Source organism: Vagococcus vulneris (genome assembly GCF_003950515.1).
Taxonomy (GTDB): domain Bacteria; phylum Bacillota; class Bacilli; order Lactobacillales; family Vagococcaceae; genus Vagococcus; species Vagococcus vulneris.
The window spans coordinates 36004-52654 of record NZ_NGJS01000005.1; the positions used below are offsets into that span (position 1 = coordinate 36004).

Sequence of the window (16651 nt, forward strand, 5' to 3'; positions counted from 1 at the left end):
GATAATATATAATTTATTTTTTATAATTTTATAAGTAAACTACTCCAAGTTAAACCTCCACCAAAACCAGTCATTACAACTAGTTGTTGACTATTCAATACTAATGTTCCCTTATCAATCATATCTGATAATAATATTGGTATTGATGCTGCTGATGTGTTGCCATATTCTCGAACGTTAGATAAAAATTTTTCTCTTGAAATATTTGTTTTTTTTGATAACATATCCAAAATTCGTTCATTTGCTTGATGAGCCAAAACGTAATCAATATCAATAGTATGAACGTTAGTTTCTTCTAATATATTCGACACTTGTTTCGATACATCTCTTAAAACAAAATCAAAAATTTTCTTTCCGTCCATTTCTAGGAACTCTCCAACAGTTTCTTCACTTTCTTTAAACGGGTGATGTTTCTTTTGCTGCCTCGCTTGCAAAGAATAGCTCCTAGATCCATCAGACTGAATTATTTCTGCTAAAAACCGCTGTTCTTCTGAAGTGTTTTCAATCAACACACCACCAGCACCATCACCAAATAAGACGGCTGTACTTCGATCATGCCAATTTATAACATTAGACATCGTCTCAGCCCCTATGACGATTCCCCGCTGATAACGACCAGACGATAAAAATTTTTCTGCTGTATTTAATGCATAAACAAATCCAGAACATGCAGCATTAATATCAAATGCAAAAGCGTTAGCAGCCCCAATCTTATTTTGGACAAGACATGCAGTTGAAGGCGTCGCAAAATCAGGTGTCATCGTTGCCACAATAATAAAATCAATTGTTTGACAATCAATACCTGAAACAAGCTGCTGTGCGACAGTAGATGCCAAGTCACTAGTTGTTTCATTAAAAGCGATATGCCTGTTCGAAATACCGGTGCGTGACATTATCCATTCATCAGTAGTTTCCATTATTTGAGATAACTCTTTGTTTGATACATCGTCAACTGGCACATACTTAGCCGTCTTAGTTATCATCGGAAAACTCATTCCGAACACTCCTCTATTCATCAATAATACTGCTTTAAAAAATTGTGCAAACTTTGTAATCCTTGGGTCAACGCGTTTTTCTCATCTTCAGACATGTTCTCTAATGCTGCATCCACCATATGACGATGAAATTTCTGATGTGATCGATAAAATAGTTTTCCACGATTCGTCAATTTCAACATTACGACACGTCGGTCATGATCACTGCGTACACGGTCTACGTAGCCTTTCTTCACCAAATTATTTATTGCAACAGTGAGTGTGCCGACAGTAATCGATAAATCTTTCGCTACTTCACCAGTCGTCTTGCTACCGCTCATACCTATTGCTTCTATTGTATGCATTTCTTTTATAGAAATATCATTAAAATCGCCTTTTTTCAACTCAGTTTCTTCGATAGTCAAAATATCATTAAAAACTCTGACTAATTGGGTATTGATAAGGTTGAATTCTTTCTCCATTCAGCAGGCCTCTTTCATATTTGTTTGATAATCAAAGTATATGAGTAAAAAAATAAAAAAGCAATCTTTATAATAGTTTGATAATCAAAGCATTAACTTAAATTATTTTGGTTATCAAATAATTTGATAATCAAAGTATATGCGAATGAAAATAAAATTTCAAGACTTTCTAACAAAAAAAATAAATTAATTTGAAAATCAAATAATTTGATAATCAAAGTATATGCAAAGTCTATCTTTTTTGCAAGTCTTTTTTTAGATATTTTTCAATTAAAAATTATTTATACATCATATTTTCACTTTTAAACTAATCAAAAAAGAGCTGAATACCCTATAGTATCCAACTCCTTGACATTATATTTAATTCATTGTATCTTTAATTTTTTTTTGTTGATCCTCATTCCAAAACTGTCCCATCACCGTTTGTGTTGGGATAATATTAATAAAAGCATGTTCATCCATTATATAAACAGCTTGTTCTAAAGTATATAACTCATAACGAGTTACTACAATCATCAATACTGTTAGTTCTTTTCTTGAATATGCACCTGTTCCCGGTAGGATAGTCATGCCACGAACCAAATCCTTTTGAATCGATTTCGTCACAGCATCTGGTTTAGATGTTGTAATTAAAGCAGTAACTTTTTGATGACTTGTGTGTATAGTATCAACTACTTGCGTTGTACAGAAAATTGAAATCATCGTATATAATGCGGCTTCCCAGGTAAATAAAAATCCAGCAGCAACGACAATTAAAACATTAATAGCAAACATTAATGATCCTACTGTTCTACCTGTCGTCTTAGATAAAACTAAAGACACAATATCCATCCCGCCAGTGCTAAATCCATATTTCATGGTTAAACCAGTCGCTAATCCTGTCAAAACACCACCAGCAATAGCATTCATTAACGGATTATCTGTTATCTCTTGAACTGGTATAATAATTGCGGCAAGCGATATACTGACAACAGTTAACAAACTATAAATTGTCGATGACTTTCCTAATTTAACCCAACCCAACACAGCAATTGGTACGTTTAAGAGAAAGATTAAAATACCTGTATTTATACTGATATTTGTTATTTCAAAAATAACACTTGAAAGAAGCTGTGATATACCGTTAACTCCTACAGAAAAAATATTGGCTGGTACTAAAAACCAGTTTAATCCTGCTGAAATCATGAAACCTGCCAGAATTAAAATAACAATTCTTTTCAACATTTCATTTTGTTTATATGCTTTACTAAAACGCGACACTTTTCATCCCTCCTAAATAAACTAATCCTAGTTAAACGTAACAATTTTTTACAAAAAAATAAAGAGAAACATCTCGTTTCCCTTTGTTTTTTCACGACTATTTAATCTAATAGCAATCCTTGTTTTTGTACTTCTTTCAAAATATCCATGCGCTTAGCTGGTCGACGACTCATTCCATCCGTAATTTGTTTTGTGAATGAATCAATTCGTTTATTTGCATCTCTTAAATCATAATAATCTGTGACGATTGTATCATAATCAGATAATTCTTGTTTGATGTCATTCACAACTTTATATTCGTTATCAAAGAACATGACTTCTTTTGGCAACCTTGGTTTTAATTGAGGTTCTTGATCTGGATAACCAAAAGCTAACCCAAGAATCGGGAAAGTTTTCTTAGGTAAATTTAATAATTCGATAACACCGCGTGCGTCATTTAAGATACTTCCCAAAAATACTGTTCCAATCCCCATACTCTCAGCTGCAAGATTAACGTTTTGGGCAGCTAGACAGGCATCTGTCATGCCTAACATAAAACGATCCATTGATGTTAGGACTGAAGTCTCCTGCTGATTTTCTTTTGCGATTTGCTGATTACGATGTTGGTCTGCTACAAACACGAAAACATGACTTGCTTCCGCAACATAATGCTGATTACAGATTTCTGAAAGAGCCTGCATCTTCTTTTTATCTGTCAAACAAACAATACTATAAGACTGCATAAAATTACTGGTTGCTGTATGACGAGCGACAGCTGTTAAAATTTCTATTGTATCATCGCTTAGCTTTTCAATCTTAAATTTCCGAATACTTTTGTGATTTAATTGTGTTTTTACTGTCTCGTTCATTACCTAGTTCCCCCTGATTATGTTTGGACTTTTTGTTGATGTTTACAATTTGGACAAGTTATCTTGATGGTCCCTCGGTGTTTTGGTACACGTAATTTTTGTTGACATGAATCACAAGTTATATAAATGAAGTCTTTTCGATTTTTAAACTGAGTCCATTTAAATAACAAAGGTTTTAAAAAACGACAATATTTTTTATTTTCAGCATCTCGCCTTGTTATATTTTTCGACAACATCCGACTATAGATTAACAGAAAAACTATCAGTGGCACAAGCACAAAATATTTCCATTTTATAAACGGAGATACTAATAACAAAATAATCCCAATAAAAAGCATATGTCTATTTAATAAATCGTTTCGACCGTATCTTTCTTTCATAAAATTCATCATTTTCTGTCGCAGGTTTTTCTTAGTAAACATCAACTCACCTCATTCACAATTAAACAGGCTAACCATTTGTAGCAATATACTCCAATAGTTCTTCTGTTTCTTTCCAACCCAAACATGGATCAGTAATTGATTTTCCAAATATACCTTCGCTTAAATCTTGACGCCCAGGTTCAATAAAACTCTCTATCATAAATCCTCTAACTAGCGGTGCTAAATCTGGATTCCATTGACGATGATGCAAGACTTCTTGAACAATTCTTATTTGTTCTTTAAATTGTTTACCTGAATTATCATGATTCGTATCAACTACTACAAATGGGTTCTTTAAACCTAATTTATCATATTCTTTTTTTACGTCAATTAAATTTTCATAATGATAGTTTGGAAGATTGTTTCCATATTTATCTAATCCACCTCTTAAAATAGCATGTGCCAACGGATTGGATGAAGTTTTTACTTCTTGATTATTATAAATAAATTCATGTGATTGTTGTGCTGCATAAATTGAATGAAACATTATCTGCAAATACCCACTAGTCGGATTCTTCATACCAACTGGTTGGTCAATCCCACTAGCAACAAAACGATGATTTTGATCTTCTACAGATCTAGCACCTATTGCTATATAGCTAAGTAAATCTTTAACTAACTCTAAATTTTCAGGGTAAAGCATCTCGTCTGCCGTTGTTAAACCAACTTCGCTAATAACACGATAATGTATACGACGAACTGCTTCAATACCTTTCATCAAACTAACACTACCTGCTGCATCAGGTTGATGTAATAATCCCTTCTACCCATCACCATTCGTTCTTGGTTTATTAGTATAAACACGTGGAATAATAAAGAGCTTGTCCACTAACCTATCTTGCACTTGCTTTAATCTTTTGGTATATTCTAAAACTGATTCTTCATCATGCGCTGAACATGGACCGACTAAAACTAGAATTCGCTGATCGTCACCAGTCATAATTCTCATTAACTCACTATCTCTTTTTTGTTTCAGTTCTAACATTTCTCCTGATAGTTCATAATTTTTAATCACATTTTTACTCATTATCTTTGAACCAATTTCTTTAAACGTCATCCCGAATCCCCCAATTATTAGAGAAAACGACTTTAACATTTTTGATAAAGTCGCCTTACTCTATATGCTTTAATTTTATCTAACTTCTATACTTAATTCTGAGATTAAAGCTGCTGTTACTTTTTCAACTGATGAAGTAACTTCTTCATCTACAAGGGTTGCTTCTTCATTTTGATAAATCAATGAATACGCTAAAGATTTTTTACCGGATCCTAAATTTTCTCCTTCATAAACATCAAATAAATGAATATCCTTAAGGAAGCGACCAGCTTTACTAATAATAACATCAATAATTTGTTGATTCGTTACAGATTTGTCGACTAATAAAGCCATATCTCGTTTTATTGATGGGTATTTTGTTACTTCTTTAAATGTGATTTGTTTTGTGCTTAGTTCACATAAAACTTCCAAATCTAATTCTGACACATACGTATCGATTAAATCCATTTCTTTAGCAACCGTCGGATGAACTTGACCTATAAAACCGACTACAATGTTATCAACAATAATTTCTGCTGTACGGCCGGGGTGCAAATCTTTATATTTTGTAGTAGCTACAAACCTGACACGTCTAGACATTCCTAGGATAGATAATAAGTCTTCAACAATCCCTTTAAGTGTAAAGAAATCAACCGAAACCGTTTGAGTGTTCCACTCATTTGTTTGCCATTCACCAGCGACAGCTAAAGCAACGTGTTTTGTTTCAATTGGTAAGATTGATTTCCCACGTGATTCAAAAACTTTTCCAATTTCATATAAAGCAATCTGTTTATTCTTTCTAGCTAGATTATAGGCTGTATCAACCAGCAAGCCAGAAGTTAGACTTTGTCTTAAAATAGAATGTTCTTGACTCATCGGCCAATCTAATTCGACAACGGGTTTTGCTTCTTTCACAAATCTTACCGCTAACTCAGGGGTCGTGAGTGCATAACTAATAGCTTCATCTAAGCCAGAACCTTCTAGATTTCGTCGAACATCTCTTATTAATTGCTGGGAATGTGTTAAGTTTCCTAGCAGTGAACTGCCACTTGGTAATGTGGAAGGTAAATTATCGTACCCATAAATACGTGCAACCTCCTCAACTAAATCAGCTTCAATTGTAATATCCCATCTTCTTGGCGGAACAACAACAGTGAATTGTTCGTCTAATTCGGTTGTTTCAAAGCCTAACTTAGCTAAAATAGTTAGAATATCTGCAACAGTCAATTCTGTCCCTAAAGAATCATTTATTTTTTTTAATGAAATCGTCACAGTTTGACTTTGAGCTTCATAAGGTGTGCTTATTACAGTTCCTTGGAGTACTTTACCACCGCTTAACTCAGCAATCAAGGACGCTGTAAAATCACTGGCTTCCATTATCGTTGCTGTGTTTATTCCACGTTCAAATCGTTTGCTTGATTCACTTGATAGGCCGAATGAGCGTGCTGTTCTGCGAATAAGGGTCGGTTCGAACAATGCCGTTTCTAATGCAACAGTAGTAGTCGCGTCATCTATTTCAGTTGACTCTCCTCCCATTATTCCTGCTAATGCAATCGGTTTTTCACCATTAGTAATAACTAGATTTTCAGAAGACAAAGCGCGTTCAACTCCGTCCAACGTAACGAGTTCTTCATTGTCTGATGCACGACGAACATCGATTTCAGCAGTACCTAGTTTATCATAGTCAAACGCATGCTGAGGTTGACCAAATAGCAGCAGTGTATAATTTGTCGCATCAACCACGTTATTAACAGGACGAATACCTTCATTCATCAAACGTGTTTGCAACCATAAAGGACTTTCAGATACTTTTACATCTTTTATAACACGCATCGTATAAGTTGGCGTATCTTTTACATTATCCACTGTAACTTTAATTTTGCTTTCAACTGACTCAGTATCATCTTCAGTAACGGTTTTTGTTGGAAAATGAACGGATTTATTATAAATAGCAGCAACTTCATGAGCAACACCACGCATACTTAAAGCATCGGCACGGTTTGGTGTCACTGACAATTCAATAATTTGATCATTCATTTCTAAATATCTGAATACTGGCTCACCAGGAACAGCATTATCTGGTAAGAAATAGATACCTTCAGAATAAGCTTTCGGCACTACGCTGTCAGCATATCCTAATTCTTGCAAAGCACACACCATTCCCAATGAAACTTCTCCACGCATTTTACCTTTTTTAATTTTTACATTATCTGCAATACGTGAATTTGGTAGTGCAACAATAACTTTTTTGCCTGCTTGAATATTTGGCGCTCCGCAGACAATTTGATACAAATCATCTTCACCGACATCTATCTGACACACTGATAAATGATCACTGTCAGTATGTGGTACACACTCTTTCACATCACCAACAACAATTTTTTTCAGCCCCTCAGCTGGTACAATCACGTCTTCAACTTCAATTCCCGTACGAGACATTTTATCTGCTAACTCATTGACTGGGATGTCTGTTAAATCTACTAATTCATTTAACCAATTATATGATACTAACATTTTTCTACCCCTTTACCTTAAATTGTTCTAAAAAGCGACGATCATTTTGATAGAAATAACGGATATCGTTTACACCGTATTTTAACATCGCAAATCGATCAGGTCCTAATCCAAAAGCAAATCCGCTGTATTTCGTCGAATCCACCCCTGACATCTCTAAAACTCTCGGGTGAACAATACCTGCACCTAAGACTTCAATCCAGCCAGTATGTTTACAAACATTGCACCCTTCACCACCGCATTTAAAACAACTGATATCTACTTCAACAGATGGTTCTGTAAATGGAAAATAACTTGGACGTAATCTGATTTTACGGTCAGCACCAAACATTTTCTTTATCAATACTTCAAGAGTTCCTTTTAAATCACCCATCGTTATCTTTTTATCAATAACTAAGCCTTCAATTTGATGAAATTGATGACTGTGTGTAGCATCATCATTGTCGCGACGGTATACCTTGCCAGGACTAATCATGCGCAGGGGTCCGTTTGTAAAATCGTGTTTTTCCATGGTTCTTGCCTGAACGGGAGATGTATGTGTTCTTAATAACAAATCTTCAGTGATATAAAATGAATCCTGCATATCTCGAGCTGGATGATCCTTCGGTAAATTCATCCGTTCAAAATTATACTCATCTTGTTCAACTTCATTTCCTTCAATAATTTGATAACCTAAACCTAAGAAAACGTCTTCTATCTCTTGCATAACCTGTGTCAGAATATGCGGTGTGCCAGTTTTAACCACTGTTCCTGGAAGAGTGACATCAATTGTTTCCTTGCCCAGTGCATCATTCAATGCAATCTCTTCTAGTTCTATCTTCTTATTATCTAGTGCATCTGTTAAAATATCACGTACTTCATTAGCAAAAGATCCAACAACGGGACGCATCTCAGCAGTCAAATCTTTCATGCCGCGAAGAACCTCTGTCATGGAGCCCTTTTTCCCTAACGTTTTTACTCTAATCTCGCTTAACGTGTTTAAATCATTTGCTTGAACAATTAAATCTAACGTTTCAATTTTCAGCTTTTCAAGTGTTTCCTTTATTGCCATTTTCTCAATTCCTTTCAAATTAACTAAAAATACGCAAAAAAGACATCATTCCAAAAGGAACGATGTCTCGCGGTACCATCCTAAATTACCAAATGTTTAATCATATAAACATAAGTATCTCTTGATTGTTAACGATGTATTACACCGGTTTGTTAAAACTACTAGAGAAGTGAACTTCACATACCACACATCAGCTTGCTTTCAGTCGATGACAAGCCTCCCTATTGATTGATTAGCTATGCTACTCTTTTCTCATAACGTATTTCTTTATTTACAAGTAAGTTTACAAGGTTTATCGATAAAGGTCAAGTACTTAATTGACCCAACGTTCACCCCATGTTTGAATTTCCTGCATTACGCTCTTTAAATCCTGACCTTTATCAGTTAAACGATACTCGATACGATTATTTTCTTCTTCAAAAACCTGTCTCAATAAAATACCTTTATCTTCAAGTTCTTTTAGGCGTTCAACCAGTACACGATCACTAACATCTGGAACTTTTGACGCCAGCTCTACAAATCTTTGAGGTCCTTCTTCAAGGAGAACATCAATTATTAATCCATTCCACTTTTTACCTAAAATTGCAAATGTTTTCTCAAATCTAGGGCATAATTGAAATTTTCTTTCTTGACACGATGTCATACTACCCCTCCCTTCACCTAACACAATCATCATATTAATTATAAAATAAAGATAACCTTCTGACTACCTTTCCGCTTGTAATTTATTTTAGTAACATCCTTTAGAGTGATAATCAATGCCAATCAAATTCACATCATTTCATTACCTAATAAAACTTGCTTCAAGCATCAGTATAAAAAATCGTTAATTATATACACAGTTAAATAATTCAAGCAGTATTACAAACTTTCTGATAAGTATATATAGAAAATCGGTTAGCGCCTGATATCGTTTTACCTAATCACAATTTTCCATGACCAAATATGACTTGAAAATTTATTAGGCGAACGATTAATTTATCACAATAACTAATTAATATACTTCCATCGATACCTAGCCGTTACTATGTTTATCACTTATAGACAACCCTTTATTCAATTCATCGATTAAATCACATAGAACATTATTATTACTCATCTATAATTCAATATTTATAAAAGTATACCAACATCAATTATCAATAACGTAGACATTAACAACACCCATTTTAACTAATAAATAGGTTACATAAAAAAACTTGCATAACCGAAATCATGCAAGTTGAAATAATCTTTAAATTTGTGATAATCCTAAATAATCAGATGCTTTATGTTTAAATTTGCGATATAAAGGAGCGATAGCTTCTTCACATGCACAATATTTATCAACCATCGTCACGATGTAGCTTTCTTTATACTTAGGTGGAGCAATCGTTGCACCAAACATGTGTTTAATAATTATATCTTCTTCTAATTTAGAAATTTTGGTTAATTTACGTGCATTTTTTAATGCGATTCTCGGATGAACATATGCGTGCGTTCCTTCGCCCATCTTTTGGTCACGCCAATCGTAAAAGAATAAGTCATGCAATAACCCAGCTCGAGCAGTAGCTCTGACATTTCCATTCCATTTTTTTGCTAATAAATAACTTCTGTAAGATACACTAATTGAATGTTCTAATCTATTTGAGTAATGATGTTGTTTAAAATCTGCTAAACTTTGCACTTCTTCCGTAAAGATTAAATCTTCTACAAGTGCAAGGTAGTCTTTATCATTTTGCCAATCCAATGCCATTTACGGTTCACATACTTTCTATTTAATGGATATTATTTACATATTTTTAACATAAAGTTATTTTATCACCATCAAGTAAATCTGGCTATATAAATGACTTAATTTAATAAATTCATAACTATTGTAACGAAAACATGAGAATTCCGGCTGCTACGGCAACGTTTAACGATTCTGCCTGACCTATAATTGGAATGTAAACATTTTTTGTAGTGTATTTTAAAATTTCAGCAGATACACCTTGTCCTTCATTTCCCATAACAATGGCAAGATTTTGATAATCTTTCTTTATTTCACGATAATCAATAGCTTCCGGATTGAGTTCTGTTCCGTAAATCAGATATTCTCGCTTAAATAATTCTGACATCCTCTCCGATACGTCCCCTTCTTCAAGAGTTAAATGATATTGGCTACCTTGCATCGCACGCAACACCTTTGGTTGGTAAACATCTGCACAGCCTTCTCCTAAAATGATATGAGTGAAGCCTGCTGCATCAGCAGTTCGAATCATTGTTCCGACATTACCTGGATCTTGAACGCAGTCTAAAATCAAAATCCGACCCTGATAAAGAATATCTACCGCAGCTTTTTTTTCAATAATTGCCATAATCCCTTGCGGTGTCGGTAACGTTGACAGTGTTTGAATAATTGAATCAGTGACTAAATAAACTTTTTCGTCATCGAAGTCTTGGATAAGGTAATTATATTTTTCCAACATATTTTCTTCAACGATAACATAAACAATATCAGCATTGTGTTTCACGGCCTCTTCAACTAAATGCTCCCCTTCAATTAAGTATAAATTTGATTCGGAGCGATATTTCTTTTTATGCAATTTTTTTGCGTTTTTAACAAAATTATTCTTCGCTGATGTAATGTATTTCATAATTTCCACCTTTGCATTTTATCATCAACCCATTATAACAAAAAACTAACAATTTAGTATAAAATTTGTCAATTTAAAAATTGCATTATATACTGAATTCAATATATGAAAGCGAGGAATTATTATGTCAATTCAAATGATTGTTTCTGGTAGAGTACAGGGAGTAGGCTTTCGTTACTTAACAAAAATGACAGCAGAACAAATAGGTGTAACCGGACTAGTAAAAAATCTAAATGATGGCTCAGTTTACATCGAAGCTGATGGTACTGATGAACAATTAGAACAATTCATAGCAGCAGTCAAAAAATCTCCATCACCTTCCGGTCGTGTGAGCGATTGTCAAATTCATTACAATACATCCAATAAAATACGAAGTAGCTTTGACGTCTCGTATTAAAATTAACTAAATTTAATTGAAAAAAATCATTTATTTAGTTATAGTTATCTTTGTGTAGATTATTGTAAAGGAAGAATTCAATGAAAAATTTTAAAAAATGGCTGATAACATCTGGTCTTTTTATGTTGCTGATTACGTTATCTGGTTGTGTTGATACCGACAAAAAAGGTAATCCTACTGGAGACGGAATAATTTATAACGTCTTAGTAAAGCCGATGAGTCACTTAGTAACATACTTAGCTGAAAACTTAGGTCTCGGTTTTGGTATGGCAATTATCGTGCTAACCCTTGTTGTCAGATTAATTATTTTACCGCTTGGTCTTAGTCAAATGAAAAAATCAATGATCCAGCAAGAAAAAATTGCTGCCTTAAAACCGCATATGGATGCTATTAATGAGAAAATGAAAAATTCATCTTCTCAGGAAGAACAACTTGCTGCACAGCAAGAATTGCAGAAATTATACAAAGAGAATGATGTCAGCATTATTGGCGGCATCGGATGCCTGCCTTTAATTATTCAAATGCCGATTTTTACTGCTTTATTCTTCGCAGCAAAAGTCACACCAGGAATTTCAGAATCAACTTTCCTAGGAATTAATCTAGGTAAACCAAGTCTTATCCTTGTAGCTCTCGCGGGGATTAGCTACTTTATCCAAAGCTACGTAAGTATGATGGGGATGGATGAAGCACAAAAGAAACAAATGAAAATGATGTCCTATATTTCACCGTTGATGATTATCTTCATATCATTCAGTTCCCCAGCTGGTGTAACACTTTATTGGGTAGTCGGCGGTATTTTCAGTTGTCTTCAATCAGCGATTTCAACCTTGTATCAAAAACCAAAAATCAAACGTGAGTTAGAGGAACATTTTGCGAAAAACCCTATAAAAGTTACTACATCAAGTATCGCAAAGGATGTAACTCCGCCTGTTAAACAAAACAATAAATCAAATAAAAATCAATCTACTAATAAAAAAATAGGTGGACGAAACGCTGGCAAGCAACAGAAAAAATAGTTTTATACTAATTAACGACTTTCACAAATCAGACTAAACAACTGATTTGTGAAAGTCGTTTTTTACTAACTTCATCATTTAAAATTTTTAATCATACTTTGATAAAAAATGATTAAAATAATCAACCAGTCACAAGACACACTGTAATTTTAATATTAAAAAGGAGCGAGAAGAAACTCGCTCCTTAAAAGGATTACTAAATATTCTACTTAACTTTTTCTAAAACTAAATCCATCGCTTTTTGATATTGTGTGTCATTAGCTTTCCAATAATTAATAACTGACTCAACGATTTTAACTGCCGTATCCTTATCAACTTCACCTGTCACAGTCAAGTCTTCTTTTTCTTGAAATTCACTGACGGCCGTTTTAGTTGTGTTTGTATATGTATCCGATTTTCCGTCAACTTGATAGCCTAATGCTTGCAAATCGCTATTAATAATTTTCACATCATCACTAATCATACCCTCCCTATACGTCTTAGAGGTATCAATCATGCGATTTTTTAAGTACTCAGGGTACTCAACGTCTACTGTAGGTTCAACACCCTTTTTATGAATCCACTGACCCTTAGGTGTTAACCATTTACTGATAGTCAATTTAGCTTCACCTTGATCTCCAAGAGGTATCAATGATTGAACAGTTCCCTTGCCAAATGTTTTAGTACCGACAACGTCAAAACGACCACTGTCTTTTAATGCAGCTGCCATAATTTCAGACGCACTCGCACTATCTTGATCTACTAATAAAACTGTTGGTAAATTAATTTTTTTACCTTCATCTAGTTGTTCACTAGCCGTATCCTTGCTTTCTTTTTTATTTCGATCTTCAAATTGAACAATTGTTTCACCATTTCTTAGAAAACGACTGGTTATTTCTTCAACTTGCGGCAAAATACCGCCTGGATTACCACGAACATCGATAATTAATCCCTTTGCTCCCTCTTTTTCTAATGATTCAATAGCTTTGTTAAACTCATCTGAGGTTGTATCATTAAAACTTTTAATGTCAATGTAACCAATATTCTTATGATTTTTATCGATGTTTGATTTGACAGATTCAACTGGAATTTTATCTCTTTTTATTTCTACATTGAATACTTCTTTATCACGTGCCACCTCTAATTTGACTGTCGACCCTTTTTTTCCTCTTACCTCTTTGACTACATCATTTAATGATTTGTCAGATACTTTTTTATCGTTAATTTTTAATATTTTATCATTGGCTCTTAACTGTGCTTTTTCTGCTGGACTACCTTTAATCGGAGGCTCTGCAATAGTAGGTACACCGTCTTGCATCGTCATGACAGCGCCAATACCCTCAAAACTTCCAGAAATACTATCATCAAAATCCTTTGCTTCACTTTTACTAAAATAGCTTGAATAAGGATCATCTAGTGCTTCAACCATTCCCTTTAGGGCTCCATCGATTAATTTTTGATCATCTACTTTATCAAAATAAGCCATCTTAATCACTTGGTTTAAGTAATCAATGCTTTGTATTGAGCTGCCTCGCAGCTGGGTAGCTTCTTTGCGCGAATAAATTCCAAAAACAGCTACAGTTGCACCGGAAGCCACAATTGCAATAATAATCAAGCTTATTATATATTGAGTAAGTGATATACTGCGTTTTTTCTTGGGCTGCATCTTTTGTTCTGATTCTTGTACTTCTTTTGAATCTTCTTCCTTCAAACTACTTCACGTCCTAACCTAATCAATTTGTTTCTACATAAAGTTCCCAAAGTTCATCGAACAAATCCATATTTGATATATAGTAAGCATTTGTTTCAAGGTAATGTGATATTTCTTCATAATCCTCCGACTGTTTTGGAAATTGCAAATCTGTAAAGATATCTTCTGCTAACAACACTTCTGGAGTTCGTAACTTAGTATCTCTGTGGGTTTGTATGTAATGGTAAAAGCTACGTTTCATAATCGATCACTCCAAACTTTTTTTAAGAACTGATCTCGTGTATGATGAGACAAAGCATATCTTGCTGGATTTTTTCTATAAAAATCTTGATGATAGTCTTCGGCAACATAAAACGGGCTAGCGGGTTCTATTTTAGTGACAATTGGTTCTGAATATTTACTAGATTTATCCAGTTCCGCAAGACTTTTTTCTGCCATTTCTTTTTGTTGAGGTGATGTATAAAATATTACTGGACGATAACTGTCGCCACGATCTTCAAATTGTCCAAACGCATCTGTCGGATCTGTCTGCTGCCAATAAATAGCCAATAATTCTTTATAAGAAGTAATATTTGGATCAAATTCAATTTTAACAGCTTCAGTGTGACCAGTTTGTCCACTGCAAACTTCTTCATATGTAGGGTTTTCCTTATGTCCACCGGTATAACCAGAAATAACCGAATGAATACCTAGCTGTGTATCAAATGGCTGAACCATGCACCAAAAACACCCACCGGCAAAGATTGCTGTCTCATTCATAAAATCACTTCCCTTTCTTTTCATCTGTTAAGTTCAAATACACACTAAAACTTATTTCATCATCAATCAAATTAATCTTATCTGCACGAAGTTTCATCCCATTTTTTAGTATGTACTTATCCAAGTGTAATGTAATTGTTTGTTTTTTTGAATCAACTTCTACCCACTTAGGAAAATCAACACTATGCGAAATATAATTAATCATTGCCGTAATCGGAACACTCAATGTTCCAACTGATAAATTTTTAGCTCGCAGTTGGACATTACCATTTGTTAAGACATACGGTTCAAAAAACAAATAAAAGTCAGTCTCATGACCTAAAAGGTCAAATGTGCCTTCGAGCATTGCCTCTTTATCAAGAGTAAATTTATAGTCCACTCCTGATTTTTTCATAAAATCATTTAAATAATAATCAAGAATATCATTAACTTGTTGTTTTTTCAACTGAACTTGAAAACTGGGTTCACCTCTAACACTTGTATTGGATTGATTGACAGAAAAGTTGGATCTTGGTGTCATAATTCGTGAGCCTAAAAAAACTGCCCCTCCAATTATTATTGCCGCCAATATTAAAAATGCAATTTTCCAAGGGTTATTAAAAAAATATCTTATTTTATTTTCGTGGACTAAATTTTCTTTATTTTCATTTTTGATTGTTCGTTTCATTGTCTCACTCATTTCTTAAACCAAAGTTCTTTGGTACTGCTTATTTTTTTCTCAAATGCATTCGCAATCACCTGATATCCTAAATTATTTGGATGGAAACTATCATCCTCAGAAATCAAATTATTAATCAACGCATTATTGACCGCTTTCTCTGCCTGTGCTTTTGTTAGCGATGAATCATTAGCGGGGTTTTCCTCATTCAGAGTCGGTTTTCCATCAAGTCCATTGGATATTTCTTCGTTAATTGGAACAAAAAAAGCATTTTTTTGTTCATTAACAAATTCACGAGAACCGTTATTCCAAAAATCAACAATATCCTGTGCTTCCTCAATTTCACCAAAACTCACAAGAAATGGATTATACACACCTAATTGATAAACTGGGGCTTCTGGATTAAGTGTGCGTATTTCCTCGTATAACTTTTTTAGTTCTTTTTGATATTTCGTCATAGGCTTCTCAAATTTTTTTATTGATGTTTTACCAAAAATTCTTGATTGAAAAGCTTGCATTAAGTCATTTCCGCCAACTGTCATAGTAATAACATTTGCTTCTTTGACAGATTTTTGCATGTCTTTATCCTTTTTAAGTCTTTTTAAAATTTGATCACTACGATCACCAGCTTTACCGAAATTAGACATTTGAACGACATCAATCGGCTGCTCATCTGTTAAGTCTCTTTGCAAAATTGGGACATACCCTCCTGATTTAGTGTTGTCCCCTACTCCTTCTGTCAAAGAATCCCCTATCGCACTGATTCTTAATATTTCCATTCTTTTTTCGCTAACTTTAACAGTTGGAGGATTAATTCGTTCAGCTGGTGCTATCACTAAAGACAATGTAACAAAAGTCAGTAAAGAAACAAAAACAAAGAACAGCGCATAGAGTATTATTTTTTTTAATTTTCTCATTTGAACACT

General features: G+C 34.0%; 16 protein-coding genes and 1 pseudogene. 2 read left to right on the forward strand and 15 right to left on the reverse strand.

Features of this window, described 5'->3' with window-relative positions; genetic code table 11:
* Positions 1-20 precede the first annotated feature (20 nt).
* The 10 genes and pseudogenes from CBF37_RS04820 to CBF37_RS04865 form a co-directional block, all read right to left on the reverse strand.
* Entirely contained in the window at positions 21-995 is a 975-nt protein-coding gene (locus CBF37_RS04820) for a beta-ketoacyl-ACP synthase III (protein WP_125983703.1), read from the reverse strand.
* A 20-nt stretch (positions 996-1015) separates the two neighbouring features.
* Positions 1016-1456: a MarR family winged helix-turn-helix transcriptional regulator gene (locus CBF37_RS04825; protein WP_125983604.1), complete on the reverse strand. Its 441-nt coding sequence runs from the start codon at positions 1454-1456 to the stop codon at positions 1016-1018.
* Positions 1457-1816: 360 nt separating this feature from the next.
* Positions 1817-2716, reverse strand: coding sequence for a YitT family protein (locus CBF37_RS04830; RefSeq protein ID WP_240626665.1), 900 nt, complete (start codon positions 2714-2716; stop codon positions 1817-1819).
* A gap of 101 nt (positions 2717-2817) precedes the next feature.
* Positions 2818-3564, reverse strand: a complete 747-nt coding sequence (locus CBF37_RS04835) for an NADPH-dependent oxidoreductase (protein WP_125983606.1) — start codon at positions 3562-3564, stop codon at positions 2818-2820.
* 450 nt (positions 3565-4014) lie between these two features.
* Positions 4015-5043: pseudogene (locus tag CBF37_RS04840) on the reverse strand (3-deoxy-7-phosphoheptulonate synthase).
* Positions 5044-5118: 75 nt separating this feature from the next.
* The gene (gene pheT, locus CBF37_RS04845) at positions 5119-7536 is read right to left on the reverse strand and encodes a phenylalanine--tRNA ligase subunit beta (protein WP_125983608.1); all 2418 of its coding nucleotides are present in this window, start codon (positions 7534-7536) and stop codon (positions 5119-5121) included.
* A 4-nt stretch (positions 7537-7540) separates the two neighbouring features.
* Entirely contained in the window at positions 7541-8587 is a 1047-nt protein-coding gene (pheS, locus tag CBF37_RS04850; protein ID WP_125983610.1) for a phenylalanine--tRNA ligase subunit alpha, read from the reverse strand.
* A 313-nt stretch (positions 8588-8900) separates the two neighbouring features.
* On the reverse strand, positions 8901-9230 hold the full coding sequence (locus tag CBF37_RS04855) for a winged helix-turn-helix transcriptional regulator (protein ID WP_125983612.1): 330 nt from the start codon (positions 9228-9230) through the stop codon (positions 8901-8903).
* 591 nt (positions 9231-9821) lie between these two features.
* Positions 9822-10322: an HD domain-containing protein gene (locus CBF37_RS04860; RefSeq protein ID WP_125983613.1), complete on the reverse strand. Its 501-nt coding sequence runs from the start codon at positions 10320-10322 to the stop codon at positions 9822-9824.
* A 118-nt stretch (positions 10323-10440) separates the two neighbouring features.
* Positions 10441-11205 (reverse strand): TrmH family RNA methyltransferase, encoded by a 765-nt coding sequence (locus tag CBF37_RS04865; RefSeq protein WP_125983615.1) that lies wholly within the window; start codon positions 11203-11205, stop codon positions 10441-10443.
* Positions 11206-11326: 121 nt separating this feature from the next.
* Between CBF37_RS04865 and CBF37_RS04870 the strand changes: the two genes are divergently transcribed.
* Together CBF37_RS04870 and yidC are read left to right on the forward strand one after the other, a co-directional pair.
* The gene (locus CBF37_RS04870) at positions 11327-11602 is read left to right on the forward strand and encodes an acylphosphatase (protein WP_125983617.1); all 276 of its coding nucleotides are present in this window, start codon (positions 11327-11329) and stop codon (positions 11600-11602) included.
* An 80-nt stretch (positions 11603-11682) separates the two neighbouring features.
* Positions 11683-12618, forward strand: a complete 936-nt coding sequence (gene yidC, locus CBF37_RS04875; protein WP_125983619.1) for a membrane protein insertase YidC — start codon at positions 11683-11685, stop codon at positions 12616-12618.
* A gap of 205 nt (positions 12619-12823) precedes the next feature.
* Here the strand turns inward: yidC and CBF37_RS04880 are convergent, their stop codons facing one another.
* Genes CBF37_RS04880 through CBF37_RS04900 form a run of 5 tightly spaced genes read right to left on the reverse strand, consistent with a single transcriptional unit; the run spans position 12824 to position 16642 of the window.
* Positions 12824-14308, reverse strand: coding sequence for a S41 family peptidase (locus CBF37_RS04880; protein WP_125983621.1), 1485 nt, complete (start codon positions 14306-14308; stop codon positions 12824-12826).
* 22 nt (positions 14309-14330) lie between these two features.
* On the reverse strand, positions 14331-14549 hold the full coding sequence (locus CBF37_RS04885) for a YozE family protein (RefSeq protein ID WP_125983623.1): 219 nt from the start codon (positions 14547-14549) through the stop codon (positions 14331-14333).
* Positions 14546-15067 (reverse strand): peptide-methionine (S)-S-oxide reductase MsrA, encoded by a 522-nt coding sequence (gene msrA / locus CBF37_RS04890; protein ID WP_125983625.1) that lies wholly within the window; start codon positions 15065-15067, stop codon positions 14546-14548. Before msrA ends, CBF37_RS04885 begins: the two co-directional genes overlap by 4 nt.
* A 4-nt stretch (positions 15068-15071) precedes the next feature.
* On the reverse strand, positions 15072-15746 hold the full coding sequence (locus CBF37_RS04895) for a YpmS family protein (RefSeq protein WP_125983627.1): 675 nt from the start codon (positions 15744-15746) through the stop codon (positions 15072-15074).
* Complete coding sequence (locus CBF37_RS04900; protein WP_125983629.1) at positions 15743-16642, reverse strand: SGNH/GDSL hydrolase family protein; 900 nt, start codon at positions 16640-16642, stop codon at positions 15743-15745. The genes CBF37_RS04895 and CBF37_RS04900 overlap by 4 nt, the downstream gene beginning before the upstream one ends.
* Positions 16643-16651: the final 9 nt, after the last annotated feature.